Source organism: Spirulina subsalsa FACHB-351 (assembly GCF_026130165.1).
Classification (GTDB): Bacteria; Cyanobacteriota; Cyanobacteriia; order Cyanobacteriales; family Spirulinaceae; genus Spirulina_A; species Spirulina_A subsalsa_A.
In genome coordinates this window covers 43,627-68,474 of the sequence record NZ_JAIHOM010000009.1, presented here as the reverse complement: position 1 = coordinate 68,474, position 24,848 = coordinate 43,627, and the positions used below count along the sequence as shown (strand labels likewise).

Here is a 24,848-nt window from a genome sequence, read left to right as displayed (position 1 = left end):
CCCTCCTGTCCCCCCCTCCGAGCGTCCCATTCCCCGTTTCTAAGGATATGTTAAGCAGATCCAGTCAAATCGTCGATTTTCGCTAACATTGGGCAGTAGTTGGACAAAAATAGCCGTTTTAAGGCATTGCTGAGTAGAGGCAAAGTGAACTTTGCCTCCACCGGGCTTTTTTTTGTTCGCTTCATCGCTCAAAGCAGATTAAGCGAAAAAGTGACTAATCGATATTAATTTAAAAGCTTTTAAGCTTAAGTTTTTCCAGCAATATTTTTTAAAAAGACTTAAAAGTTATGCAGCACAACAAACGAAAAAATCTCACCCAATTAGTCGCGCAAGGATACAACTTCAATCTACGGACTTATCTCAACCAAGGCTGGGAAATCTTTAAACAAAATGCCAACACCTTCATCGTGAGTTCAATCATATTTAGTGTGATTTTGCTAATCGTGATCCAATTTGATAATGCTTTGGACTTCTCCCAAGAGTCCAATCAATTTACTCTCAATCCAATTGGTTTTGTCTTACACTTCTTTATTAGAGAACCGCTACAAACCGGATTTTATGTCATTTCCCTTAAACTCTTCCAAGGAAAATCCAGTTCATTCGGCGATTTTTTTAGCTGGTTTGGCTATTATCTGCAATTAGTAGCTGCCGGATTCATGACTACCCTTTTGATCATAATCGGTCTGGTCTTATTCATTCTGCCGGGGTTTTATCTCGGAGTTTGCTATGTCCTCGTTCCGCTTTTAATCGTTGATCGCAAACTCAACTTCTGGGAAGCCATGGAAACCAGCCGCCAACTGGTGAGTCGTAACTGGTTAGGGTGGTTTTCCCTATCCGTGAACATCTTGGGCATTCACCTGTTGGGATTTTTTGCTTGTGGATTTGGACTGCTCATTTCAATTCCCGTCTCCTATGCCATCTGGACAGCCGCTTATCGAGATGTTGTGGGTTAAAATATGAGCGTCAATAAGAGATTCCGCCCAAGCCCCCTATATCAAAGAATCTAGGGGCTTCCCGGCTGAATTTTAATTAGATCTTAAGGAAATTGCCCCCACCTTGGAATTTTTACTACAATTGGGCAGAGGTTGAACCCAGAATGGTCATTTCACCCCATAATTCCTTAATAGTGCTGGAAAATCATGCAAGACAACGGCCCCAAAAACCTTTCACAATTAGTCGCGGAAGGATACAATTTTCAAATAGAAGATTACATTAAACAAGGTTGGCAAGTCTTTCGAGAAAATACTGCCCTTTTCATTACCACCACATTTTTTTATCTTTTCGTTTTAGTTGTGATTGCAATCATTGATCAATCATTTGTGACTGAAAACCAAGGGGGGAGTAGTGGTCTTTCTGGACTTTTACAATTTTTCATTAGGATTCCCCTAGAAGCAGGGTTTTACATCATTGCGCTCAAAACTTTTCAAGGACAAGCTCGGTCATTTAACGATTTTTTCAAAGGGTTTGAACGCTACTTTCAATTAGTAGCCGGGGGTTTAGTCAGTGCTATTTTTATCATCATTGGTATAATTCTCTGTGTCATTCCGGGAATTTACCTAGCCGTTTCTTATACCCTAGTCATCCCTTTAATTGTGGATCGTAAACTCAGCTTCTGGGAAGCGATGGAAACCAGCCGTCAACTGGTTACTAAAAATTGGTTTTCTTGGTTCTCACTCAGTATTTGTGTTGTAGTAATTAACATTTTAGGCGTATTAGCCTGTGGATTTGGTGTCCTCGTTTCCTTACCCCTAAGCTATGGGATTTGGATTGCCGCCTACAAAGACGTAGTAGGTTTAAAATATGGTAACATCCAAGATACTTAAAATGCAGAATAACAAACCGAAAAATCTCTCACAAGTCCTTGTTGAAGGCTATGTATTTCAACTAGAAGATTACATAAAACAAGGTTGGCAAGTATTTCAAAAAAACTCTGCTCTTTTTATAACCAGCACCTTCTTTTATCTCGTAGTTATTTTAACCATCACGATTGTAGATATTATCTTAGGCAGACTATCAGATAATTCAAATGAATGGGGGGGGACTGGCCTTGGGAGTATGCTTCAATTCTTAATTATTACCCCTCTAGAAGTAGGATTTTATCTCATTGCGATTCAAGGATTACAACAACAATCTAGCTCATTTAATGACTTTTTCAAAGGGTTCGACTATTTTGTTCAATTAGTCGCAGGTAGTCTGATTAGCACTATTTTTACCATCGTCGGTTTGTTTTTGTGCATTCTTCCGGGCATTTATATAGGAGTTTCCTATGTTCTAGTACCTCTGTTGATTGTGGATCGTAGGCTCAACTTTTGGGAAGCCATGGAAACTAGCCGACAGTTGGTGAGTCGTAACTGGTTTGGTTGGTTCCTGCTCAGTATTATGATATTCGGAATCAACCTCTTGGGCATTTTAGCCTGCGGGCTGGGAGTCTTTGTATCCCTTCCCCTCACTTATGCTATTTGGACGGCTGCTTATCGCAATATCGCGGGGTTAAAATACGGCAATGTCCAGGACAGTTATTAGGCAACTTTGACAAGTTAAGCTTGTGTGCATTTTGTCAAGATTGGTTGTTAGGTGTGAGGTTCGTTGTTCCCCCTGTCTATCTTCTGGGCGAAAATGTTACATTAGTTAACATATAAACAAAATTCAACAACAAGGTACTGTTTTATGGGTTTATTTGGATTTGGGAAAAAACTATCGATTCCCACAGCACAAGAAGCATTACCGGGTCGGTCGGAAAAGATGCCCGTGCGCGATCGCCACTTTGTCAACCAACACCCCCTAACTCCCCCCTTCCCCCCCGGCATGGAAACCGCCCTTTTTGGTCTAGGCTGTTTTTGGGGAGCAGAGCGCAAATTCTGGCAACAAGAGGGAGTTTACACCACAGCCGTCGGTTATGCCGCCGGGATCACCCCAAACCCCACCTATCAGGAAGTTTGTACCGGATTAACAGGTCATAACGAGGTGGTTTTTGTCGTCTACGACCCCAAAGTAGTGACCTATCAACAACTGCTCAAACTGTTCTGGGAGAGTCACAATCCCACCCAAGGAATGCGTCAAGGAAACGATGTCGGCACACAATACCGTTCCGGCATTTACACCTATTCCGAAGAACAGAAACAACTGGCCGACGCCTCAAAAGTGGAATATCAAAAAGCCCTAACCGAGGCTGGATATGGTACCATCACCACCGAAATCCTACCCGCTCAAGAATTTTATTACGCCGAAGACTACCATCAACAGTATTTAGCCAAAAATCCGAATGGTTACTGCGGTTTAGGAGGAACAGGTGTAACTTGTCCCCTAGGAGTTGCCACGGTTTGACACTCCCCGGCCTCAAGACAAGGGAATAGGCAAGGTTTGTAGTTGCGCTTCAGCGCATTGGATTTTAGGGAAAACTGGCACGAGTGCTTATTCCCGACTCCCGAAAATAATTATCAATTATCAATTCTCAATTCTCAATAGTTCCTTGTTGCTCCTCACTAAAATGAACCGTTTCCGGTAAATTGCCAATCCGATTAAATGGTAGAAAACGCAGCGCCGCCCGACCAATAATATTAGAAGCCGGGACAAAACCCCAAACATGAGAATCACAGGAATTATTGCGATTATCCCCTAACACAAAATAGGAATCTGCCGGAACAATCGTCGGGTCTTGTTCGTAAAGCGGAGAACCGTGAATATAATCCTCATCTAATAGTTTCCCATTGACATAGACCAAACTATCCCGAATTTCAATCTCATCCCCCGGTAAACCAATAATCCGTTTAATATAAGCATCAGTAATCGGTAAAGACTGCTGAGGATTGCATAAAATCGCCTCATTGGGCGGGATAAACACAATAATCTCTCCCCGTTTTGGTTCCCGGAAACGATAGGTTAACTTTTCAATCATCAACCGATCATCAATTTCCAGCGTCGGTAACATAGACTCGGAGGGAATATACCGTGCTTCAGCTACAAACTGACGAACTCCCACCGCCAACACCCCACTCAAGGCTAAGGTTTTTAAAACTTCAATAACTGTATTTTGGGATTGAGACATAACCAGGCAATATCTAGCTAAAAAATAAAATACGGAAATCAATGAAACTTATGATATCCACCATCAGAAATCATGGGTTTTCCTGACTTTTACCCTAACCCGTGCCTCACTCACGAGATGCCCTATCACAGGGGATAACGACAACACAGGGATCACAATTTTCTCCATTGTAGCCCTTGCCAGACAGCAATTTACAATTCACTACGCTCTATGCAAAAGCGAAGATTGTCAAGATCGTCATTGCTTGCTTCTGAGTCAGGTCGAGCCGTTCAGGACAATTCGCGAGATGGGCTGTGGTCAACCTTGATAAGTTAAGCTTGTGTGCCTTTTGTTAAGTCTCAGATAATCCTGCACAAAACGCCTCACCCCACCTTGTACTTAGGGCTTGCTGAATAACTTGGGGAGCGGGGGAGAGGGGGAGCAGGGGAGCAGGGGAGCAATTATCAATTCTCAATTATCAATTCCCTATTCCCTGTTCCCTATTCCCTTGCTGAGTCTAGCGTTGTTTTTTTTCAGCAAGCCCCACTTAAGTGGGGTGAGCTTTCCGGTCTTAACCCTGAATTAATCTTTGGGCGGTTTATACAACTCAGGAGCGGGGGCAGCAGCCGGAGCGGGGGCGGGGGCAGCAGCCGGAGCCGGTTTGTTTAACCGTGGGGTTTGAGGTTGGGCTGGGGCTGGAGCCGGGGCTGGGGCGGCCGGAGCGGGACGGGCTGGGGCGGCCTGACGAGCCGGGGCGGGAGCCGACTGACGAGCGGGTGCTGGGGCTGACTGACGAGCGGGGGCGGTGCTACGTTGGGGGGCTGGGGCTGTGGTTTGAGTCCGAGTCCGTTGAGGTGCGGGTTGCCGGGCGGGTTGCGCGGGACGCGGTGGCGGACTGGCGGCTTGTCGCCGGGCGGGTTGTTGGGCTGGTGCGGGACGACTGGGCGCAGCAGCCGGGGTCGCAGCCCGACGCTGGGGACTGCTTTGGGTGGTCGTTTGGGTCTGACGACGAGTAGAGGCTTGACGGGCGGGCTGTTGTTGTTGTGCCACGGGTACCCGGCGATAGAAACTCTGTTTGGGTTTGAGGGGTTCGGCCTCGATGAAGGCGGTGCGACCACTCAATTGTTGAGGTCGGTCGGGGAATTCTTCGGGGGGGACGGTTTCTGTGACCCGTGCCATGAAGTCTTGCCAAACTTGGGCGGCTGTCCCACTGGAACCTCGGGTGGGTTCGTTGTTGTCGTTGCCGAGCCACACTCCGGCGGTGAGTTGGGGGATATAACCCACAAACCACAGATCGCGGTACTCGTCGGAGGTTCCGGTTTTCCCGGCTACTGGACGGTCCCCGAGACGGGCGGGGCTGCCCGTGCCTTGGGTTACGACGGACTGTAACATCCAGTTCATGATGTTGGCGGAATCGGGGTCTAGGGCTTTTTCGGCTTCGTCTTTAGCCTGATAGATGACCTCGCCTTCTTGGTTGAGGATGCGACTGATGCCGTGTCCTTTATGGTGTTGCCCTTCGTTGGCAAAGGCTCCGTAGGCGCTGGTCAGTTCTAAGAGGGTGACTTCGGATGCTCCCAAGGCGAGGGAGTAGGTGGGTTTGAGTTCGGACTGAATGCCCATGTTGCGGGCAATTTGAATCACGGGATTCCAACCGACATCCACTAACAGACGAACGGCGGGAACGTTGGCAGATTGGGCGAGGGCCTGTTGTAGGTTGATATAGTCGCGATAGGTGTCGTTGTAGTTTTTGGGTTCGTAACCATCGACAACGTAGGGCGCGTCGAGAATGGTTTTGTAGGGGGAGGTTCCCGAGGCGATCGCCGCCGCATAGACAAAGGGCTTAAAGGCTGACCCCGGCTGACGTTTGGCTTGGGTCACTCGGTTAAATTCCCCGTTTTCGTCTTTGTTGAAATAGTCTTTCCCGCCGACCATTGCCCGAATCGCTCCGGTTTTAGGGTCAACGGCGACTAGGGAGGCTTGGGAGAAGCGTTGAGCGTCTCCGTACCGGGCAACGGCTTTAGCTACAGCATCTTCGGCGGCCTGTTGCCATTCCATATTGATGGTGGTTTCTACAACTAAACCCCCTTTGACCATTTGTTCGGGGGTGAGGATGGTTCTCAGTTCTTCTTGAATGTAGTCGGTGAAGTAGGGAACTTTGCGGTATAAACGTTTCGGTTCTTGGGGATTCAGATTCAAGGGGGAGGAAATGGCGATCGCCGCTTGTCCTGCACTAATAAACCCCGTATCCCGCATTCGTTCTAACACTCGATTCCGTTGGCGGGTGGCTACTTCAGGATTTTGAATGGGCGAATAGCGACTGGGGGCGGGGGTAATTCCAGCGAGGGTGGCGACTTCTTCGAGGGTTAATTCTTTAACCGTTTTGCCAAAATAAACCCAAGCGGCATCGGCGACTCCGTAGGCCCCGGAGCCCAAATAAACCAGATTGAGATACCGTTCTAAAATTTGTTCTTTATTAAACTCGTCCTCAACTTTCTGGGCGATGCGCATTTCTTTGAGTTTGCGGGTCATATCCCGATCTTGACTTAAAAAGACAATGCGGCTCAGTTGTTGGGTGATGGTACTTCCCCCTTCCACCACTCGCCCGGCTCGTAAGTTGGCTAAACTTGCCCGTAAGATCCCTTGGGGGTCTACCCCATCATGTTCTAAAAACCGTCGATCTTCGCTGGCTATAAAGGCTTGAACCACTAAGTTGGGAATTTCGGAAATCTTCAGTTTTTCGTGGGTAACGGGTCCGATTTCCTGTAATACGGTGCCATCTGAGGCTTTAACGGTAATGGTTTCTTCTCGGGAATAGGTCAAGACCCGATCGACCGATTCCGGCAATAAACTTTCAACGGTTGTCCACACTTGATAACCGTAGGCTGTTGCTCCTCCCAGACCTAATGCGGCGATCGCAGCGCCCCACAGCCAAGGACGACGGGCTAAGGTCGTGAGTTGTGTCCTCATCCCCTTAGAAGAAGCTTCATTTCCCGAGGGAATCGAGGAGGGGGAAGCTAGGTCTTGGCCTTGAGTTGAGGTCATCACTGGAGACGGCACAGAAACAGTAGAGGTCGATTTTTGTTCCTGAGCTTTTCCAGCCACAGACTTGCCAACTTTAGATTTCCCTGTCTTCGATGGACTCGACAGGGGTGGCATCCCGATTGAACTGGAGCCATTCTGTAATGAATTGACTTGACCTTTCGGCTTTTGGATGAACTTTGACACGCCAACTCCTCAGCTACGCCACACAACCACAAACATAATACAGACTGAATTTAAATTCAGCCAGTAGCTAATTTTTGCTCATTGTATGACCTTCTTCCGGATTTTGCACGCGCTCGTTTTATTTTTCTTGACCAAAAAATCCGGTTCGCTCTGGGGGGGACTTGCGCGAATCGTCGGTAGGACAAGGGGGGAGGAGGGATTGGAGATGGGTCAAAAAGGGTGAGTCAGGATTAATGTTTCTGACGTACTCTACAAGGGGTTCGTTGTTGGGCTTTAGCCCCCCATTTAGGGTTTGCCGAATAACTTGGGGAGTCGGGAGCAGGGGAGCAGGGGAGAGGGGGAGCAGGGGGAGTCGGGAATAATTGTCAATTGTCAATTATCAATTATCAATTCCCTATTCCCTATTCCCTGTTCCCTTACGAACGGAACAGTTTACCGTCCCCGTCTTAATTCCACTTGTTCACCATAGCGCAATAAAACATCAATACTCACTAACCGATTTTGCCAAGCTTGGACTTGATAGGGGGACTGTTGGCCATATTGCTGCATCCAAGAGCCGAATTGACGCTGGAAGGTGGTTAATTCCGAACGAGCGCGATTTAAGTTGGGGGCGGAAGGACGGGCGGCTAATTCTTCTAAGGCGATCGCAACGGCGGCCGATTGTCGTCCCCACTCCCGCATCTGCCGTTCTTCCATCGGTAAACGGTTCTGACTCACCAAAAACTGCCATTCCCGTTGTAGAGCATCATAACGCCCTTGAGCCGCCTTAAAGGGCGAACGATGGGGGATTAACGCTGGAGGGCGGCCTCGTCCGAGTTGACCTTGACTTTGACGCAAAACCTGCTGCAAATTTAGACTCAAATTCTGCGCCGCAAATAGGGCATAACCTCCCGTAGGAGAGTTGCGCGTGTGCTGCATTTGATCCACCGTAACCATCGTTGGTAAACCCAACAGCCGAATCCCCGGTAAAACCAGCGTCGCCCCCGTCATCCCCCGATTAAACAACGGTTCGGTCAACTGTTCAAAGCTGTCCGTGTCCCGGGCATAGGTCATCGGCACTAATAAATCAATCTGCCCCTGTTGAATCCAGCCCTCCCAGTTTTGTTGTAAGCGCGATAGGCGTTCCTGAGTCGGGAGGGGGAACACCGCACCCGAGAGAATCAGATCCGGGTGTTTGCGTTTCAACAACTCCGAAGTTTCCGCCACAAACTGATCCACCTGTTGGATACGGAACTGAGTCCACTGATTCCAGAGAGGATGACTGGGGGTGAGGGTGGCAGGATCCACCCCTGTTAATTGGCGGAAGCGCGTCCGTCCGGCAATCCCGTAACCATGAGTTTGATTGACCCGAGGATCTTGGAAGGGATAGCGAATATAGTCTAAATGAATTCCATCTACATCATATTTGGTGGCTATTTCATCCACAATAGACAGTAAGTAAGCCCGAACTTCTGGATTAGCGGGGTCAAAAAAGGCTTTCCGGGTATTGGGTTTAAAAACATTTCCCTGTCTATCCAAACTGGCCCACTGGGGATTACGAGTGAGAACGGGGCCGAGGTATTCCGGGGGTTGGCGTAACAGAATATTATGGCGTTGGTTGGCCGCCGCAAAAATCCAGACCCAAGCGTGTAGTTCCATCCCCCGTTCATGGGCGAGCTTGACGGCTGAGGCTAGGGGATCCCAGCCTTGAGTGAGGGGGTTTTGTTCTGGGGCAACGCTACTGGGATAAATGGGATAACTGGCGTTGAGGGTTTCAAAGAATACCGTATTAATCCCCGCATTGGCGAGACGGTCAAAGATGCGGGCTAAACCTGCCTCAGACCCAGCGCGGACAATACTCCCCCGATCTAACCACATGGCCCGGGTTTCGGGGGTTTGAATCACCCCTGAGATGGGGTAATTATCCCAGATATAGCCTTGGGTGAGTCGCCACTGTTCCCGGGCTTGGTTATAGTCCCCTTGTGCCACATAGTTCTGGAAGTTAGTCAAGCCTTGACGGGCGTTAGTCATGGGGGCGGCGGCCAGTTGGGTGGAAGCGAACTGAGTATTGGCGCGACCGTTTAGGGATTGTTCGATGGCTTGGCTGAGGGTGCCGCTCAGGTCCCCTTGGGTAGCTTGGGCGCTTAGTTGGGCGCTTTCATACCGTCCCACTAATCGTTCTAAATCAGCCTGCATTGCCCGAATTTCGGCTGGGGCAAGGGTGCCGGGTCGGTTGGGGTCAAATCGACGGGGTGGGGGGGTAAAGGGCGCGTCATCGTCCTCTGGCAGGTTCTGGGCGGTTTGCACCGGGGGAGCTAGGGGAACTGGGGGTGGGGCGGCGGTTGTTGCCGGGGGACGGGCGCTGGTGCTGGTTTGGGCAATGGTGGGACGTTCTGTGGTGGGTCGTCCGGCTGTGGGGGTTGTTTGGGTTGGGGAGGGGGGCAGTTGGGCGGCTCCCCGTCCTCCGGTGCAGGATTGAGCGGTGAAGGAGCTAGGGGCGGGGGTGGTGCCGTAACGTTGGAGGGCGGCCTGTAACCAAGCGCTATCGAGGTCTACGGTGGCCACTTCGTCACTGCCCCAGCGCCAACCGAAAAAGGTAATTTCTCGGGTGGTGACGACGGCGGGGGGGGTGCCGTCGGCTTGCCAAACGGCGACGGTTTGACTCTCTCGACTGGCGGGGATAATAACTCCGCCCCGGAGGGTGCTGGAGAGGGGGTCAGAACTGCGCCAAGCGGTTTGGGCGATGGGGTTCAGTTGGAGGGTAGAAGGACTGGTGAGGGGGAAACCCCAGTAAGCGCCGAGGAGGGTGCGCAGTTGCGATCGCACTTCCGGCTGGGATAAGCTTCCCGTGGGTCCTGTGACTATAACTTTGCCCCCATTTCTCACCCAACTATCCAAGGTGGTGACTTGAGATCCCGTTAGAGTTTCCAGATTGGGTAAGACTAACACCCCCACCTGTTGGAGAGTTGGCCCGGCTTGGACTTCTGAGAGGTCTAATATACAGTAATCTACGCCCACCTGTTGCAGACGTTGGGTAATGCCAGGCCATTGTCTGACATTTTCTGGACTTCTCACTACGGCAATACGTTGCCCTTGGGCTAACGCTTCAAGGGGGAGGGCGTAAAATCCGACGGCGATCGCAGCCGTTAAGAGAACGCTTCTGATTCGAGAACCCGTTTGGGGGGTCTGGAGGTCAACTCCAGAGGAGGAAACGGGGTGTTCTGCACGAAAACCAAGACTCAAAGCTCACTCACTCCTGTGTATCTGTCGATCTTCTCTAAAATGAACTACCCCACCCTGCCGTTGGCGAGGATGGGGCTTCCTGATTCAACGGGAACTGCATCTAACAAAACCGATGTTTTGCCAGGTTGTCTTACACTCCCTCCCCAGGCAGTATCGCTGGTTCCCAACGACAAGATCCGCAAGGCTTCATTTCTGATATTTTGTGCCGCATAGTATTGTCCATCAGCATGTTTGGAGACAGTGACAGTTTTGATTGTCCCTTCCAATGCTCGATGACGATGGCAGTAGACTAGCCCAATCTTCCCCGGTAGTTTGATAGAGTCTCCCTCAAACTTAACGTTGGCGGGATAACTTAATGACTGCCGACCATGCTTTGACGTGAAACGGGGCAATTGCGCCCGCTTCTCAAAGCAGTTTTTGTCGGCAGTGGAAAGATTGAGAGCAACAACTTGCAAGGACTGGGAATAGGCATCCCTTAGCCAAGGGTATTCCTTTTTGAACCCCGGCAACAGACTCTGGATATATCCACGAGATAATCCCTTGCCTGTCTTGAGATAGGTTTCTTGGCATAGGTTGAGTGCAAAATTCCAATACCAACGACAGCATCCAAAGGCCTTGGCGAGAGACACTTTTTGGTCGTCGGTTGGGTAGATGCGATACTTGTATGCCTTATACATTATCTTGATTTGCTGTTGCCGATCACATTGTACCTGCTCATCCGAGGATTCGCGATCGCTCAGTTTGTTTATTGGTTGCTATTCATCTCCTCCCTGCAAGGGAGGAAGCAACATTTTATTAAAACATCTAGCGGGTTGTGAATTGGGATTATTGGCGGAACAAACAATCCCAGATTTCACAGGTTTAAGCGGAAGTGCTTAGGGACGGTCGCAATAAAACCCCTTGGGAGTCCTTGAGTTTGAACTTTTTCGGGTTTTTCAGATGAAAACCGGGGGAGGCGATCGCTACTTCCCACTGACTGGTTTCCACTTGTAACCATTCCTCCAATTCCACTGTTACCGGATCTCCACCCATATGGGCAACCATCAGGACAGAATCCTCAACTTGTTCAGGATTACTACGCACCCCGTAAAACACCGTGGCATTTTCTTCACTGTGTTTATTAAACTGATCCATCCCCGCTAAATTGCGACGTAACCAGGGATGTTGATGGCGGAAATTGCGCAAACTCAGATTAAATTGCGTCTGTTCTGGCTTCAAATTTTGGCTATAATGAGAGACGTTACAAATCTCATAACAATCTTCCATAAACAGGCGAGCAAAAGACTTTAAACGGTCTAAATCTAACTTACCCAAAAAGCGCAACATTCCTGAACGATTGAGGGTTTTAATTTTGGGGATTTCACAAGCTTCCTCTTGACCCTCCATACATAGGCGCACCGCTTTAACCACCTCAGAAATATTGTAATCTTTCTGTTCCATAATGCTTTGCAGGGCTTTGCCAAAATCCCGCACATCATCTAGGCGTTTAAACCCTAAATGTTTCAAGCGAGTGAAATGGTTTCTTTTTTGATAAATTTCTGGGGTAATTTGCCAGTCCAAAAAGCCAATTTCCTCCGAAACTACTTTCACCCCATACCGTTCATCAGTATTCCTAAAAAACATCCAAGGGGCGTGCATTGTGGCATTAATAAAGTCCATGGGCAAGCCCGGACTAAAGCCATAAACCCACAGCGTCACCGCCTGGTTATCGTAAGCATTGCGCAACACTTGGGCTAAATTATGCCCCAAATTCCAGTTAATATCAGCCTCGGGATCGACTTGATTCCCCCGCCGTACCGTGTCATGATTGGCGCAGCCTGTGATCCAATTTTCTCCTTGATAAATGACCTCGCAAACTCTGCGCCATTTACGCTCCCAAAACCCTTTTAATGTAGGGGTATTATGGGCAAAAATCAAGGGTCCCCACTGATAAGAATCCGGTTTAAGCTCAATCAATTCTCGATACGTTGAAATCTCTTCCCACCCCTCTTGAGGCCAAGGACGACCGTCCTCATAGATGGTAAATAATAACCGTTGGCAGCCCTCAATTTCTTGGACTAAATCACTCATAGCCAACAGGTAAGCATCATCATATTCTACCCGTCCGGTGAGAGGATTAAAAAAGCGGAAATCTTGTCCGCCATCGACTCGGATTCCATCCGCCCCGGTGTTAATTTTCCGACGCTGCATTTCCAAGAAAATTGACCGCACCATGGGGAATTGATGGTTTAAATCCTGACCGTACATATTCGGTCCTTTCAGGAATTGACGGGAGAGTAATAATTCCGATTGGTTGTCTGCGTGACCGTAGACCAAATCATAAATCACCTGAATCGGACCAGTGGCGAAATTATGCAGGGTGGAAATGAGATCAATCACCTCATCGGGTCGTAAACTGCCCAAAAGTGCCGGATTGGTTGTGCTAGAGCCTAAAATCGGTACATCATAACCCCAGTCTTGGGTGTGGGGTTTAGTTAACTCGATGGTGAGGATATCCTCCTTCGCCCCCATGAAGGAGAAAAACTCACTTTCGGGACTGTACTCATCCCGATATTCAATGGTGGGTTCCGTGGGCAGAAACTGCACCGCATCATAACCGATATAGTTTTCCTCGGTTGGAGTGAGGGGAATCCCAGCCGATAACTTATCGGAGATGGTTTGATAAAGCTGGGTTAATCCTTCCATTGTTCCCTCGGCCGACGCTGTGCCGATGTGGAGTTGTAGGATATTATGGGGGGCGCGTACCCGAGGGATGCGGGGTGTTGCCTTGGCTAGGGCTAATTGGTTATTATCTGGCAAAGCAGAGGCGCTAGTGCGACGGATATAGTCGAGATCCCCCCGTTCCCGTTGTAAACTGGCCATATCATAGAGTTCGGCTGGTGCAAAGACTCCGTAGGGGAGGGAATAGGCTAAGGGGTCGCGAATGGCTTGTAATTGGTCGTTTTGGTCGATGTAGCGTAACCAGTAGAATGAGCCAATTTGGTCGCGACTGCCGGGATTCATCCCTTCTACAACGCCCCAGTGAAATTCGCCTTGTTGGATGAGGTTAATGCGATCGCGCCGAAAATGCACAATCTGTTCTGTTGCCCGCAGATCAATGGGATCAATCGGTGTTAAAACTTCTAGATAAATCTCCATTTTGCGCATCACCTGCGCAATCAACAAGGGAGTCCAAAAGCCAATTTCCACGAGGCCATCAGGGCGATAATGAGCGCCCAGTTTCGTGGCTAACATCTGGGATTTCTCAAAAATCGTCTGATCCGATTGTTCTACTTGGTTCACCCAGTCAATCAGTTTGTGAGTTTCGGTGTCAACCAGTTGCACCGAGGGTTTTGTTTGCAATAGCACGATTCAGTCTCTTTGTAACGGTTCGGTAACATTTTTTCCTATCCAGTCTAGCAGGTTCTTCCGTGAGGCTGAACGTTCTTGTTATCCTGAGCCATGTTCTGGTTGCATTTCCCCCTCCTGACTGCCCCTTAATCTCACCCTTTAGCTCTTATAGCGTTTCTATTTGAGTTTTGTCATCCATAAGGGAAAGCAAAGAGAACAGAGAACAGGGAGCAGTATACAAGTCGGAGAACTAAGAATCCTAAGTGCTTTAGCTGTGGGATTGTCAATCTTCTGATGATTTTTTCTTCCAAACCCAGAGGAAATTGGTCGCCATATTCCACCCCACAGAAATACAGGTAGCTAGTAAGGCTGAAATCATGTAATGAATGCCGAAAAATTCAATAAAAATCACGGTTCCTCCCCACCAAATGAGAAACCCGCTTAGGGTACTGACATGATATTGCCACAGGCGTTTTAAGGTGGGGTAACGGTAGCCAAACACCCAACGATCATTGAGGGGGAAACGTAATAAGGTAGAAATTTCTGCGGCGAGTAGGGTAGCCCAAATTTCGGGGATGCGTAGTAATTCTACTAAGACATATAAAACGGGAAAATTAATTCCGGTGAAAAATAGCCCAATAATCCACCACCGGACAACTGAATTGTTATAAAAGTTAGTGATACGAGTTTGTAGCTGATTCATGATTAAAGGACGTTTTAGCTAAAGTAACTACTCCGGCTACAGGAATTCCCGCTTGGGTTAAAATTTGACGGGCTGAACGAATGGTTGCACCTGTGGTGTAAATGTCGTCTAGAAGGAGGACAGGAGAGCGAGGAAGACGCTTCTGGAAGGGTGTGCCGAGACAAAAGGCATTTTTGAGGTTTTCTGCCCGTTCTTCGGGGTTTAAGCTATACATGGCTTGGGTTTCGCGATCGCGCTTTAAACCTTGTGATTGTAACCGCAAACCTGTAAATCGGCAAAAACTAAGCGCTAAGAGTTCGGCTTGATTGAATCCTCGTTGTTGTTGACGTTGGGTGTGGAGGGGGATGGGAACTACTACATAGTGATGAGGAGGGGGAAAAGGAGAGGTTTTGAGCCAAGCTACTCCCATCCACTGTCCCAAGGGTTCAGCCAGTTGGGGTTGATTATCATATTTTAGGACCGCGATCGCCCGTTTTAGCACCCCTTGATAAGCTCCCCAAGCAAATCCCTTGATTTCATCTTCCCACACCGCTTGGGAAGCGGGGAGTTGACAACGTTGGAGTTGACGCCGGCAACTTGAACAAAGACAGATATCCGCCTTGCGATCGCACAATGGACAATTCGTGCTTAAAAACAACGACAAAAAACTCTCCCATCCCCAGCGCTTCATCCCTTTTCCCCCCATCTAAGCCAAAGTACAGATACAATTCTAGGGTCGCCTTGCGTTAAAATGCTCAACATATCATCCCTGAAGAACTAGCGTATAAGATATATGACCTCTGCCAATACCGACAAAACGCAAGACGACAAAGTATTAGACGCGATGAAAAGTTTTGCGGAAACCTATGCGAAAAGAACAGATACTTACTTTTGTTCAGAACCTTCTGTCACTGCCGTAGTCATTGAAGGATTAGCTAAACATAAACAAGAACTAGGCGCACCCCTCTGTCCTTGTCGCCATTATGAGGACAAAGAAGCCGAAGTGAAAGCCGCCTACTGGAACTGTCCTTGTGTACCCATGCGGGAACGCAAAGAGTGCCACTGTATGCTGTTTATTACACCAGATAATGAATTCGCCGGAGATAAACAAGACATTGCCATGGAAGAAATTATCAAAGTTCGCGAAAGTTTAGCCTCCTAGGAATTCCAAGGGCTATCAATTCCTCAAAGAATCAACGAATTATCAATTATCAATTACTAATTCTCAATTCTGAATTAATTTGTCCCACAGAATGCACTCCCCTCAAGCTCATGTCATCGTCTCCCCTTGACCAAGGTATTGAACAATTTAACCAACAAGACTTTTACGCCCGCCACGATACCCTAGAAGCCATTTGGATGGAAGCACCCGAAGGAGAGCGGAATTTCTATCAAGGCATTCTACAAATAGCCGTCGCTTGTTATCATCTCAGTAACCATAATTGGCGCGGTACCGTCACCCTCTTAGGTGAGGGAACACGCAGATTGCGTTCCTACCAACCGAATTATGAAGGTGTGAATGTGAGTCAACTGTTAGAAGACAGTTTGGATTTATTGTATCAAGTGCAACAAATGACTCCCGAAGTGATTCCCCAATGGGTTAAAACCACGCCCTACCCTAAAATTTATCCGGTTCAAGAGCCTTCCCCTTGATTAATAGTGAAGAATCCCCATGCCTTTAGGCCGGGGAGTGTCAAGGAAACTTGCTCCCACTTGTTATCGTCAGGTAAGACACTCTCAACTCACCAGTTCGCAAATCACAAGGTTTTATGGTTCAGCAATTTGGGTTAGCCGATTTCTCCCGTCGTTGGGGCCTTTTGCTCCTACTCTCGGGTCTTGCTACTGGGCTAGGGGCTGCCTTCCTCGCCCCTAATGCTCGCGCTCAAGTCCAAGATGGCCGAGCGATTACGGTACTTTCTGATATTCAAGAAGCCAACCAAGTTACAGGGGTAGTAACAGCGCGAGGCAATGTCCAGATTTTTTATCCCGCCCGCGATATTAAAGCGACTTCTGCCCAAGCGCAGTATTTTAGCCAAGAGGGGCGGATTGTTTTAACGGGCAATGTATTTGTGGTTCAAGAGGGGAACACAGTACGCGGGGAAACCATTACCTATTTGATTGAAGAAGGGCGTTTTATTGCTACACCCCAAGCCAATCGTCAAGTAGAATCGGTTTATATTATCTCCGATCCCGAAGCACCTCGCCCCACGGCAAATGCAGCCCCCCCGACTCCTTTTAATCCTAAACCTGCCTTTAAAGAGGCTCACAGTGACCCAGTGATCAGTAATCAGTAAATTAATAATTATTGATTAGGGTCTGCTGTCCCACTTCCTGAAGCTATGCCTACGACACAATACTTGAACGCTAACGCGGAACGTACCCTTAGGCATATAACGCGCCTACTCTGGACTGAACAAGGGAACAGGGAATGGATAATTAATAATTGTTAATTATTCCCGACTCCCTATTCCCTATTCCCTATTCCCTATTCCTATGACCATTGTTTTGCAAGATATTCAAAAATCCTATGGGAAACGCACGATTGTTAATCGGGTGAGCCTTAAGGTGTCCCGAGGGGAAATTGTGGGGTTGTTGGGACCCAATGGGGCGGGAAAAACAACAACCTTTTATATTGCGACGGGGTTAGTGAAACCGAACTTGGGCAGTGTTTGGCTCAATGGTCATGAAGTCACGAAGTTGACGATTAACCAGCGATCGCACTTAGGGTTAGGCTACCTCACCCAACAACCCAGCATCTTCCGCAATCTCACCGTAAGCGATAATATCCGTCTGGTGTTGGAGCAAAACAACATGACCCATCGCCAACGGGAACAACGCCTCTGGCAACTGCTGAGTGAATTTCGTCTGGAGAAAGTCGCCAAGACTCCGGGGCGTTTTGTTTCGGGGGGGGAACGGAGACGGACAGAAATTGCCCGCGCTTTGGCTTCGGGGAAAGACGGCCCCCAGTTTTTGTTATTAGATGAACCTTTTGCGGGGGTCGATCCCATTGCGGTGACGGAAATTCAGACCATTGTCGGCGAACTGCGCGATCGCAATATGGGCATCCTAATCACCGATCACAACGTTCGAGAAACCCTCGAAATCACCGACCGCGCCTACATCCTCCACGATGGGGAAATTCTCGCCTCGGGCAATGACAAAGAACTGTATGCTAACACCTTAGTTAGACAATACTATCTAGGAGATAACTTCCAAATTTAGCGATCAAACCGAGAAGCCCCACACTATACCGTCAGATTAGTGTGGGAGTATGTCACTGAAATCTAGCCATTAAACCTCTTTCTTTACTGCTCTCACAGTTCCCACTCATGGCCATCGCTCACGTTAATCTATTTATCTCCCGATTCTTCCGACTTTCCCTATTAGACCGTTATCTCATTGGGGAACTCCTGCCGCCCTTCCTCTTTGGCGTAGGTCTATTTTCTTCCCTCGGGGTAGCCGTCGGAACCGTCTTTGATTTAGTCCGTCAAGTCACCGAATACGGTCTACTCCTAGACGTAGCCATTAAAGTTTTACTGCTCAAAGTCCCCGAATTTGCCGCCTACGCCCTCCCCGTCTCCCTCCTGCTCACCACCCTGATGACCTATAGTCGTCTGTCGGGAGATAGTGAACTCATTGCCCTACGCAGTGTTGGCATTAGCACCTATCGCCTCGTCGTTCCCACCCTCATCATGAGTGTTGCAGTGACCGGATTAACCTTCCTTTTTAATGAATTAGTCGTTCCGGCCGCCAACTATCAAGCCGCCCTCACCTTAGAACGAGCCTTAAACCAAGAACAGCCGAAATTTCAAGAAAATAATATTTTTTACCCCGAATATACCCAAATTCAAGACGAAAATGGCCGGAGTCGTCCCATTCTCAGCCGTTTATTTTATGCCGAACAATTCGACGGCAAAAACATGAAACGTTTAACCGTATTAGACCGAACCCAAGACGGGGTAAGTCAAATTGTCACCTCAGAATCGGCTTCTTGGAACTTCCGAGAAAACAAATGGGACTTTGTGGATGGGGTAATTTATCTCATTTCCTCTGACGGTTCTTTCCGTAATATTCTCCGTTTTGATCGGCAAATGCTACAACTGCCGCGCACTCCCCTTGACCTAGCGCAACGGGCAAGAGGCAACCAAGAAATGAATATTGCTCAAGCGCGAGAACGTTTAGAAATCCTCAAAGTGAGTGGGGATGAGGCAGAACTCCGGAAACTCAAAGTCCGCATTCAACAAAAATACGCCTTTCCCTTCGTTTGTATTGTATTCGCCCTGCTCGGGGCCGCTTTAGGCAACCAACCCCAACAAACCAGTCGCGCCACCAGTTTCGGGATTAGTGTGGTAGTCGTGTTTAGTTATTATCTGCTCTTTTTCGTCACCGGAGCGATGGGTTTAGTGGGCATTTTCTCGCCCTTTTTTGCCGCTTGGCTAGCCAATATGTTTGGGATTGTAGTGGGGGGATTACTCCTCTTCCGTTCAGCGAATCAATTTAGCTAGGGTCTGCTGAAAAAGCCCAACGCTAGAATCAACAAGGGAATTGATAATTGACAATTGATAATTGATAATTATTCCTGTCTCCCCTGCCCCCCTGCTCCCCTGCTCCCCCAGTTATTCAGCAAGCCCTAACTCCCTCTCTTCCCTCGGTGATGATATACTGAGGTCAATCTCTGTAGAGGTGACGTTTTGTGCTGAAGAATTCACCCTCTAATTCATAGCAAGAGAGAACCTCTGTATTTCCAAGCGCTCTACCCGATGTCCATCTCCTTGTTGATTGATGAAATTGCTAGCACTCTGGATCAGCATAAAAACGCTTTGCGGATTCGGAAACTGCTGTTTTGTGCCTGTCATCAACGCTGGGAAGGCGATCGCAAGGTTTTAGAACAGCTTGACTTAGCTCGTTTACTGCAAGAATTTTATAGTAATAATCTAACCCTCGATCAATGTACGGAATCCCTATTCCATATTGTTAATCATTTGAACCGCCAGGGCGAATATACTAAAGTTGCTAACTTTATTATTGCTGAACTTGAAAAACTCTATGAAATCATTGCTGAATCAACCGAGTTTTTCCCCCCCTTAGAGGTTACTGAATTTACGCCGATTAATTCCTATCAAATATCCCTGAGTAAAATAGCGGCTCAACTGGATCAACATCCCGAAGTTTTGCGCCTTCGTAAATTAATTTATTGTGCTTGTTACAATAAATGGGAAAATAATCCCCATGTTTTGATGGGTTTTAACTTAACCGAAGAACTGTTAACCCTACGAGAACAAAATCAAAGTTTAGACGATTTAAGTTTAACCTTGCAAGTGATTGTTAAAAGTTTAAATCGTAAGGCAACCTACGCCAAAATTAGCAACGTTTTACTCTCTCAAATGGGTCTTTTATACCCCCAATCAACTCAAGAAGAAAAGACCGTTTTGCGTGTTGCTCCTCAATCCTTACCCTCCCCAGTGAAACCTCCCCCAGCTTATGAGATAGAAGAAGTCACCAGCCCCCTCAATCATGGTTCAGTATCCTATGATAGTTTAGCCTTAGACCTTTGGGCTGAACCCCCCTTAGAGGAAACAGGTTTAATTGAACCCTCTGCCATCCAAGATTCTATCCCAACCCCTGCACCCCCGCCTAAAAGTGCTACCTACGACCCCTTTAAAGTCCGTCTGGAGGTAATGAAGTACGCGAACCCCTTGCGCGCCAAAATTCTGGTTTACTCGGTCTTACACCCCACATTTGATGGGAGTAGTGCCGACTGGTCAAATTTGCGATCGCAAACCCTCAACTACCTCCTCTTTGAACTGTATAATCAATACTCTGAATATTCCGAACTCGCCAACCAACTCTATACAACCCTGAGCCATCTTGACTATCCCGAAGAAAATGCTCAAGTTGCAGAAGCCATTTTACAAGCCATAAAACCCTATTATTCCTAATCGGTTCAACACCTATCTACGTCCTCAAACTAATTCCATGAATGCTCAAGAGTTGATTGCTCGTTATGAAGCTGGACAAACTCAATTTACAGGAGTATCTGTCAGTGGTGCAAACTTATTTAATGCCGATTTAATTGGGATTGACCTCCGTCAAGCAGACTTACACGGCACCATTTTAGTCTTTGCTTATCTGAGTCGTGCCAAGCTGAATAAAAGCAACTTACAAGGGGCAAAACTAAGCGGGGCAAACCTCAATCAAGCCTCCTTAACCGGGGCTAATCTCCACTCTGCCGATTTACATGGTGCAACACTACAAGAAGCGGACCTACGCAGCGCCGATTTAACCCTAGCTACCCTCCTTGATGCCAACTTAATCAATGCAGATTTACGCGGGGCAAAATTAAGCGGGGCAAATCTCACAGGGGCTTGTTTACGCGGGGCTAATTTACGAGAAGAAAAGCGCATTTATACCGCTCAATTAGTGGGGACTATTCTCTGTCAAGTCGATTTACAAGGGTCTGATTTAAAAGGGGCTGAACTCCCAAAAGTCAACCTAAGCGGGGCAAATTTACGCGAGGTCAATTTGCGGGATGCTAACTTAACCGGAGCCGATTTAACCGGAGCCGATTTAACTGGGGCCTATTTAACCGATGCCAACTTAACCGGAGCCAAATTAGCCGGAGCCATTTTAACCCAAGCCAAATTAGAACGAGTTTGGTTGATGGATGCGGATTTAGCTGAAGTGTCCTTAGAGGGGGCTTTGCTGCCCGATGCGCGTTTGAGCAAAGCCAATTTAACCCGAGCTAATCTAGCCAAAGCCCGTTTAAATCGGGCGGATTTAAGCCGAGCAACCTTAAAAAATGCCAACTTAGAAGAAGCGTCTCTTATTGAGGCCTATTGTGCGCGCACCGACTTCACCGGGGCAAATTTCCGCCAAGCTAACCTAGTGCGGGCGGAGTTAAGTAGTGCGGTGCTGACTTGGGTAGAATGGCAAGGGGCTACTATGCCCGATGGGAGTGATTATGTGGGGTCTGCTGAATAACCTGGGAATTGATAATTGATAATTGATAATTGATAATTGATAATTGATAATTATTCCCGACTCCCCCTCTCTCCTCTCTCCTCTGCTCCCCCGCTCCCCTGCTCCCCTGCTCCCCCGCTCCCCCGCTCCCCTGCTCCCTAGCCCCACGAGTAGAGTTATTCAGCAAGCCCTATCTATGTGGCTCGGTGAGGGGTGAAAAGGATGGGGAAAAACACGAGAAAGAGGGACAGGGGTATTGAATGCCCGTCCCTCTTCCTCAGCCTTCCTCACACCAAGGACTTTAGCTGTTCAGAGCAGCTAAAACTCCTACCATTACTTTCCGGCTTTCAGGTTCACTGGTTCTAACTCCGAAAGGCGAAACGTTACTAATTTGTCCCAATTTCCCCCTTCAAATAACACAGCCGCCTTGCCATCACTGACACGCTGAACCAGTCCCTCAAAACGATAGTAGGTATCATCAACATTCGTCACGCGAACCGTTGCTCCGGGCAAAATCATCTTTTTTTACGCTGAGTGTTTATGCTTTTAGCTTAACAAAGGAGTGGAACAGGTTGAATCAACCGCTAAGTCCGAAAATGGCGGCGGGGCCGATGGGTCGCCACCGATTCCACTAACCCCAAGGCGATAAAATTGGTCAAGAGGGCAGAACGACCGTAACTTAACCAAGGTAACGGAATCCCGGTAATGGGGGCTAATCCAACGGTCATGCTGATATTCACAAAGACCTGAAAAGCAATCATCGATAACACTCCCACCGCCAAAAGAGAACCAAAATCCTCCGTTGAGTTTTGGGCAATAATCAGCAGGCGAAGGCAAATGAGCCAAAAGGCCAACAAGACCAAAATAGCTCCCACAAAGCCCAATTCTTCCCCAATGGCGGAAAAAATAAAGTCTGTATGTTGCTCGGGGATGAAATTTAACTGGGTTTGGCTGCCCTCATTTAATCCTGTTCCCCACACTTCTCCAGCCCCGACGGCAATGCGGGATTGAATCAAGTGGTATCCCCCCCCTAATGGGTCTTTTTCCGGGTGTAAAAAGAGGGTGAGACGGTCTTTTTGATAGGGTTTGAGCAGTCCCCACAAAAAACCGCCAGCCCCCCCAGCCACAACATTGACCAACACAGCAACAAATGTCCCAATCATCCGCCAAGGTAGGGTAAACCAAGCCACTAGACTCATTAATCCTACCCAGAGAAACCAACTGGGGAGATAGACGTTGTATACAATGGCCGCAACGAGGGGGGAGATGAGTAAAATTAACCAACCGGGGTTTGCATTGGCCCAGTACAACATTCCTAAAGTAATCGCTCCAAATACGAGGGATGTTCCTAAGTCGGGTTGGAGGAGAATTAACCCCCAAGGCAAGGCCGTAACGGCTAAAGACCGAAACACGGCGGTAATCGTCGAGGCTGGACGATGATGGAGTAGGGCGGCCTGGGTAATAATTAAACCCACTTTGGCAAATTCCGAAGGTTGGACGTTAAACGTGCCGATATTGACCCAACTTTGGGCGCCATTGGCTTCTACCCCAATGAAAATGACTAAGAGGAGGGAAATATTGGTTAAAACGTAGATGACCCAATGCCACTGAAGGAGAAACTCATAACGCCACCGGGCTGCAATTAAGGCTAGGATTAAACCTAAACCGCCTATAATCCAATGCTGCCACCAATCGGTTAAGCCGTCATTTAATTCGGTGGAGCGAATCATTAACCCTCCTAAAACGGTGAGGGCGATGATTAGACCCATGAGGGTCAAATCAAGATTTTGCCAACGAGCAATCCAAGCTTTCCAAGCCAAATTCTGACTAAATGGGCGTTGCAACATGAAGGAAAACCATTTAAAAAAAGAAAAAAGGGAAAGGACTCTCCCCGGAATGCCCGGGTTCATTTCCTTTCTCCTCATTTCTTTATAGCCTATTTTGTTCTCTCTCAACGGTCTGGGGGCTTAGGTCTACTGTTATAGTAGAGATATCCTGAACTAACCCTTTAAACGACTTGATTCCGACCGCGATTTTTCGCCTCATAGAGGGCTTGATCTGCCATATATAATAAAGTCCCCGATAAAGCATCTAAGGTGGGAATCATGGTGGCTACGCCGCAACTGAGGGTGACATGGGGAGAAATAGGCGATCGCTCATGGGGAATCCGCAACACCTCCACCCCTTGCCGCACCGACTCCGCAATCCTTAACGCTCCCTCTAAACTGGTATTGGCTAACAACAGAATAAACTCCTCCCCCCCATAACGGGCCGCCAAATCTGAAGGACGCTTTATTATGCCTTGAATCACATCCGCCACCTGTTTTAAACATTCATCTCCCATCGGATGCCCATAAGTGTCATTATAGGATTTAAAATAATCTACATCACACATAATCAGCGCGAGATGTTGAGATTCTCTCATACAACGCCGCCACTCTTGCTCAAACCTTTGGTCAAAATAAAAACGATTTTTTAGTTGCGTTAAACCATCAACAATGGCTAAATTTTTCAGTTCTTTATTGGCGTGACTTAACTGTAATTCTAATAACTTACGCTCCGTCACATCCCGAATGGTTAAAGAAACGCCGTCTCCTAATTTCACCGCAATGACATGATACCAAGCTTCTTGATGTTCCGTTTTATAGTAAAAATCCTCCTTAAAAGAATGACCTGTTTCTACAACTTCCACCACTTTAGAGATTAAATAAGGATCAATTCGACTCACAATCCGCTTAAATAAGATTTTACCGATTAACTGATCCTTGGAGCGGTCTAAAATATTGGCAATCACTGGATTAACCAGTAAACAACGAAAATCTTCAATATTTCCCGTTTTGGGATCTCTGACGGCTTCTAAAGCCGCAATCCCATCTAAAGAATGGTTTAAAATACTACTAATAAAAGCCCGAGACTGATAAAGGATTTCGGTGGTTTGTTGATGTCTAAAAATTTCTTGTTGTAACTCTTCTTCCTTTTTCTGACGCTTTTTAATCTCTGCCTCTAAATTTTTTCGTTGTTGTTTTAATAAAAGTTGGTGCTTTACCCGTGCTAGCACTTCTTCCTCCTGAAAAGGTTTACTGACATAATCCGCTCCTCCTACCTGAAAGGCTTTGACTTTATCTAACACATCATTTAAGGCACTAATAAAGATAACCGGAATATCAGAGGTTAATAGATTACTTTTCAGCCTTTGACAAACGGTATAACCATCCATCTTAGGCATTCTAATATCCAATATAACTAAGTCTGGCTGACTGGATTGACAAGCTAATAAAGCGGTTTCTGGATCTAATGTTTTACGAACTTTGTAGCCATGATTGGATAGAATTTTATCTAAGACTTGTAAATTTTCTTTTAAGTCGTCTACCAGCAGAATATTTTGCTTATTTTGAGTCATAGTTG

Annotated in this window: 21 protein-coding genes and 1 pseudogene; 11 read left to right on the top strand and 11 right to left on the bottom strand. The window is 47.6% G+C overall.

What is annotated here, in order from left to right; all coding sequences use genetic code 11:
* Positions 1-287 precede the first annotated feature (287 nt).
* From K4A83_RS03005 to msrA, 4 genes are all read left to right on the top strand, one after another.
* Positions 288-953, top strand: coding sequence for a DUF2189 domain-containing protein (locus tag K4A83_RS03005; RefSeq protein WP_265262911.1), 666 nt, complete (start codon positions 288-290; stop codon positions 951-953).
* A 186-nt stretch (positions 954-1,139) separates the two neighbouring features.
* The gene (locus tag K4A83_RS03000; protein ID WP_265262910.1) at positions 1,140-1,823 is read left to right on the top strand and encodes a DUF2189 domain-containing protein; all 684 of its coding nucleotides are present in this window, start codon (positions 1,140-1,142) and stop codon (positions 1,821-1,823) included.
* Entirely contained in the window at positions 1,801-2,523 is a 723-nt protein-coding gene (locus tag K4A83_RS02995; RefSeq protein WP_265262909.1) for a DUF975 family protein, read from the top strand. The genes K4A83_RS03000 and K4A83_RS02995 overlap by 23 nt, the downstream gene beginning before the upstream one ends.
* A 144-nt stretch (positions 2,524-2,667) precedes the next feature.
* On the top strand, positions 2,668-3,324 hold the full coding sequence (msrA, locus tag K4A83_RS02990; protein WP_265262908.1) for a peptide-methionine (S)-S-oxide reductase MsrA: 657 nt from the start codon (positions 2,668-2,670) through the stop codon (positions 3,322-3,324).
* A gap of 127 nt (positions 3,325-3,451) precedes the next feature.
* Here msrA and lepB read toward each other — a convergent pair whose 3' ends face one another.
* The 8 genes and pseudogenes from lepB to K4A83_RS02950 form a co-directional block, all read right to left on the bottom strand.
* Positions 3,452-4,045 (bottom strand): signal peptidase I, encoded by a 594-nt coding sequence (gene lepB / locus K4A83_RS02985; protein ID WP_265262907.1) that lies wholly within the window; start codon positions 4,043-4,045, stop codon positions 3,452-3,454.
* A gap of 561 nt (positions 4,046-4,606) precedes the next feature.
* A complete protein-coding gene (locus K4A83_RS02980) occupies positions 4,607-6,991 on the bottom strand; it encodes a transglycosylase domain-containing protein (protein WP_407809797.1) in 2,385 nt (794 codons plus the stop codon).
* Positions 6,992-7,367: 376 nt separating this feature from the next.
* Positions 7,368-7,625, bottom strand: coding sequence for a hypothetical protein (locus tag K4A83_RS02975; RefSeq protein ID WP_265262905.1), 258 nt, complete (start codon positions 7,623-7,625; stop codon positions 7,368-7,370).
* A gap of 56 nt (positions 7,626-7,681) precedes the next feature.
* A complete protein-coding gene (locus tag K4A83_RS02970; RefSeq protein ID WP_265262904.1) occupies positions 7,682-10,471 on the bottom strand; it encodes a family 10 glycosylhydrolase in 2,790 nt (929 codons plus the stop codon).
* A gap of 203 nt (positions 10,472-10,674) precedes the next feature.
* Positions 10,675-11,148 (bottom strand): annotated as a pseudogene (locus K4A83_RS02965) (RNA-guided endonuclease InsQ/TnpB family protein); the annotation flags it as partial.
* 184 nt (positions 11,149-11,332) lie between these two features.
* Complete coding sequence (gene gghA, locus K4A83_RS02960) at positions 11,333-13,819, bottom strand: glucosylglycerol hydrolase (RefSeq protein WP_265262902.1); 2,487 nt, start codon at positions 13,817-13,819, stop codon at positions 11,333-11,335.
* Between the two features lie 265 nt (positions 13,820-14,084).
* The gene (locus tag K4A83_RS02955; protein WP_265262901.1) at positions 14,085-14,504 is read right to left on the bottom strand and encodes a GtrA family protein; all 420 of its coding nucleotides are present in this window, start codon (positions 14,502-14,504) and stop codon (positions 14,085-14,087) included.
* A complete protein-coding gene (locus K4A83_RS02950; protein ID WP_265262900.1) occupies positions 14,476-15,174 on the bottom strand; it encodes a ComF family protein in 699 nt (232 codons plus the stop codon). The genes K4A83_RS02955 and K4A83_RS02950 overlap by 29 nt, the downstream gene beginning before the upstream one ends.
* 102 nt (positions 15,175-15,276) lie before the next feature.
* On the opposite strand from K4A83_RS02950, the gene K4A83_RS02945 reads away from it, so the two are divergent.
* From K4A83_RS02945 to K4A83_RS02915, 7 genes are all read left to right on the top strand, one after another.
* Complete coding sequence (locus tag K4A83_RS02945; RefSeq protein WP_265262899.1) at positions 15,277-15,645, top strand: ferredoxin-thioredoxin reductase catalytic domain-containing protein; 369 nt, start codon at positions 15,277-15,279, stop codon at positions 15,643-15,645.
* Between the two features lie 110 nt (positions 15,646-15,755).
* Entirely contained in the window at positions 15,756-16,136 is a 381-nt protein-coding gene (locus K4A83_RS02940) for a DUF309 domain-containing protein (RefSeq protein WP_265262898.1), read from the top strand.
* A gap of 116 nt (positions 16,137-16,252) precedes the next feature.
* A complete protein-coding gene (locus K4A83_RS02935) occupies positions 16,253-16,777 on the top strand; it encodes an LptA/OstA family protein (RefSeq protein WP_265262897.1) in 525 nt (174 codons plus the stop codon).
* A 199-nt stretch (positions 16,778-16,976) separates the two neighbouring features.
* Positions 16,977-17,705: an LPS export ABC transporter ATP-binding protein gene (gene lptB / locus K4A83_RS02930; protein ID WP_265262896.1), complete on the top strand. Its 729-nt coding sequence runs from the start codon at positions 16,977-16,979 to the stop codon at positions 17,703-17,705.
* 107 nt (positions 17,706-17,812) lie between these two features.
* A complete protein-coding gene (locus K4A83_RS02925) occupies positions 17,813-18,988 on the top strand; it encodes an LptF/LptG family permease (RefSeq protein ID WP_265262894.1) in 1,176 nt (391 codons plus the stop codon).
* Positions 18,989-19,243: 255 nt separating this feature from the next.
* Positions 19,244-20,422: a hypothetical protein gene (locus K4A83_RS02920; protein ID WP_265262893.1), complete on the top strand. Its 1,179-nt coding sequence runs from the start codon at positions 19,244-19,246 to the stop codon at positions 20,420-20,422.
* A gap of 37 nt (positions 20,423-20,459) precedes the next feature.
* A complete protein-coding gene (locus K4A83_RS02915; RefSeq protein ID WP_265262892.1) occupies positions 20,460-21,464 on the top strand; it encodes a pentapeptide repeat-containing protein in 1,005 nt (334 codons plus the stop codon).
* A 312-nt stretch (positions 21,465-21,776) separates the two neighbouring features.
* Here the strand turns inward: K4A83_RS02915 and K4A83_RS02910 are convergent, their stop codons facing one another.
* The 3 genes from K4A83_RS02910 to K4A83_RS02900 all read right to left on the bottom strand — a co-directional run bounded on the left by K4A83_RS02910 (position 21,777) and on the right by K4A83_RS02900 (position 24,843).
* A complete protein-coding gene (locus tag K4A83_RS02910; RefSeq protein WP_321160991.1) occupies positions 21,777-21,962 on the bottom strand; it encodes an NAD(P)H dehydrogenase subunit NdhS in 186 nt (61 codons plus the stop codon).
* 65 nt (positions 21,963-22,027) lie between these two features.
* Positions 22,028-23,290 (bottom strand): rod shape-determining protein RodA, encoded by a 1,263-nt coding sequence (gene rodA / locus K4A83_RS02905; protein WP_265262891.1) that lies wholly within the window; start codon positions 23,288-23,290, stop codon positions 22,028-22,030.
* A 161-nt stretch (positions 23,291-23,451) separates the two neighbouring features.
* Positions 23,452-24,843 carry a diguanylate cyclase domain-containing protein gene (locus K4A83_RS02900; protein WP_265262889.1) on the bottom strand — a complete coding sequence of 464 codons (1,392 nt, stop codon included), beginning with the start codon at positions 24,841-24,843 and terminating at the stop codon, positions 23,452-23,454.
* Positions 24,844-24,848 lie beyond the last annotated feature (5 nt).

Coding starts and splice junctions, on each gene's coding strand:
- K4A83_RS03005 (WP_265262911.1), top strand. CDS start 288: ATGCAGCACAACAAACGAAAAAATCTCACCCAATTAGTCGCGCAAGGA.
- K4A83_RS03000 (WP_265262910.1), top strand. CDS start 1,140: ATGCAAGACAACGGCCCCAAAAACCTTTCACAATTAGTCGCGGAAGGA.
- K4A83_RS02995 (WP_265262909.1), top strand. CDS start 1,801: ATGGTAACATCCAAGATACTTAAAATGCAGAATAACAAACCGAAAAAT.
- msrA (WP_265262908.1), top strand. CDS start 2,668: ATGGGTTTATTTGGATTTGGGAAAAAACTATCGATTCCCACAGCACAA.
- lepB (WP_265262907.1), bottom strand. CDS start 4,045: ATGTCTCAATCCCAAAATACAGTTATTGAAGTTTTAAAAACCTTAGCC.
- K4A83_RS02980 (WP_407809797.1), bottom strand. CDS start 6,991: ATGAGGACACAACTCACGACCTTAGCCCGTCGTCCTTGGCTGTGGGGC.
- K4A83_RS02955 (WP_265262901.1), bottom strand. CDS start 14,504: ATGAATCAGCTACAAACTCGTATCACTAACTTTTATAACAATTCAGTT.
- K4A83_RS02950 (WP_265262900.1), bottom strand. CDS start 15,174: ATGAAGCGCTGGGGATGGGAGAGTTTTTTGTCGTTGTTTTTAAGCACG.
- K4A83_RS02945 (WP_265262899.1), top strand. CDS start 15,277: ATGACCTCTGCCAATACCGACAAAACGCAAGACGACAAAGTATTAGAC.
- K4A83_RS02940 (WP_265262898.1), top strand. CDS start 15,756: ATGTCATCGTCTCCCCTTGACCAAGGTATTGAACAATTTAACCAACAA.
- K4A83_RS02935 (WP_265262897.1), top strand. CDS start 16,253: ATGGTTCAGCAATTTGGGTTAGCCGATTTCTCCCGTCGTTGGGGCCTT.
- lptB (WP_265262896.1), top strand. CDS start 16,977: ATGACCATTGTTTTGCAAGATATTCAAAAATCCTATGGGAAACGCACG.
- K4A83_RS02925 (WP_265262894.1), top strand. CDS start 17,813: ATGGCCATCGCTCACGTTAATCTATTTATCTCCCGATTCTTCCGACTT.
- K4A83_RS02920 (WP_265262893.1), top strand. CDS start 19,244: ATGTCCATCTCCTTGTTGATTGATGAAATTGCTAGCACTCTGGATCAG.
- K4A83_RS02915 (WP_265262892.1), top strand. CDS start 20,460: ATGAATGCTCAAGAGTTGATTGCTCGTTATGAAGCTGGACAAACTCAA.
- K4A83_RS02910 (WP_321160991.1), bottom strand. CDS start 21,962: ATGATTTTGCCCGGAGCAACGGTTCGCGTGACGAATGTTGATGATACC.
- rodA (WP_265262891.1), bottom strand. CDS start 23,290: ATGTTGCAACGCCCATTTAGTCAGAATTTGGCTTGGAAAGCTTGGATT.
- K4A83_RS02900 (WP_265262889.1), bottom strand. CDS start 24,843: ATGACTCAAAATAAGCAAAATATTCTGCTGGTAGACGACTTAAAAGAA.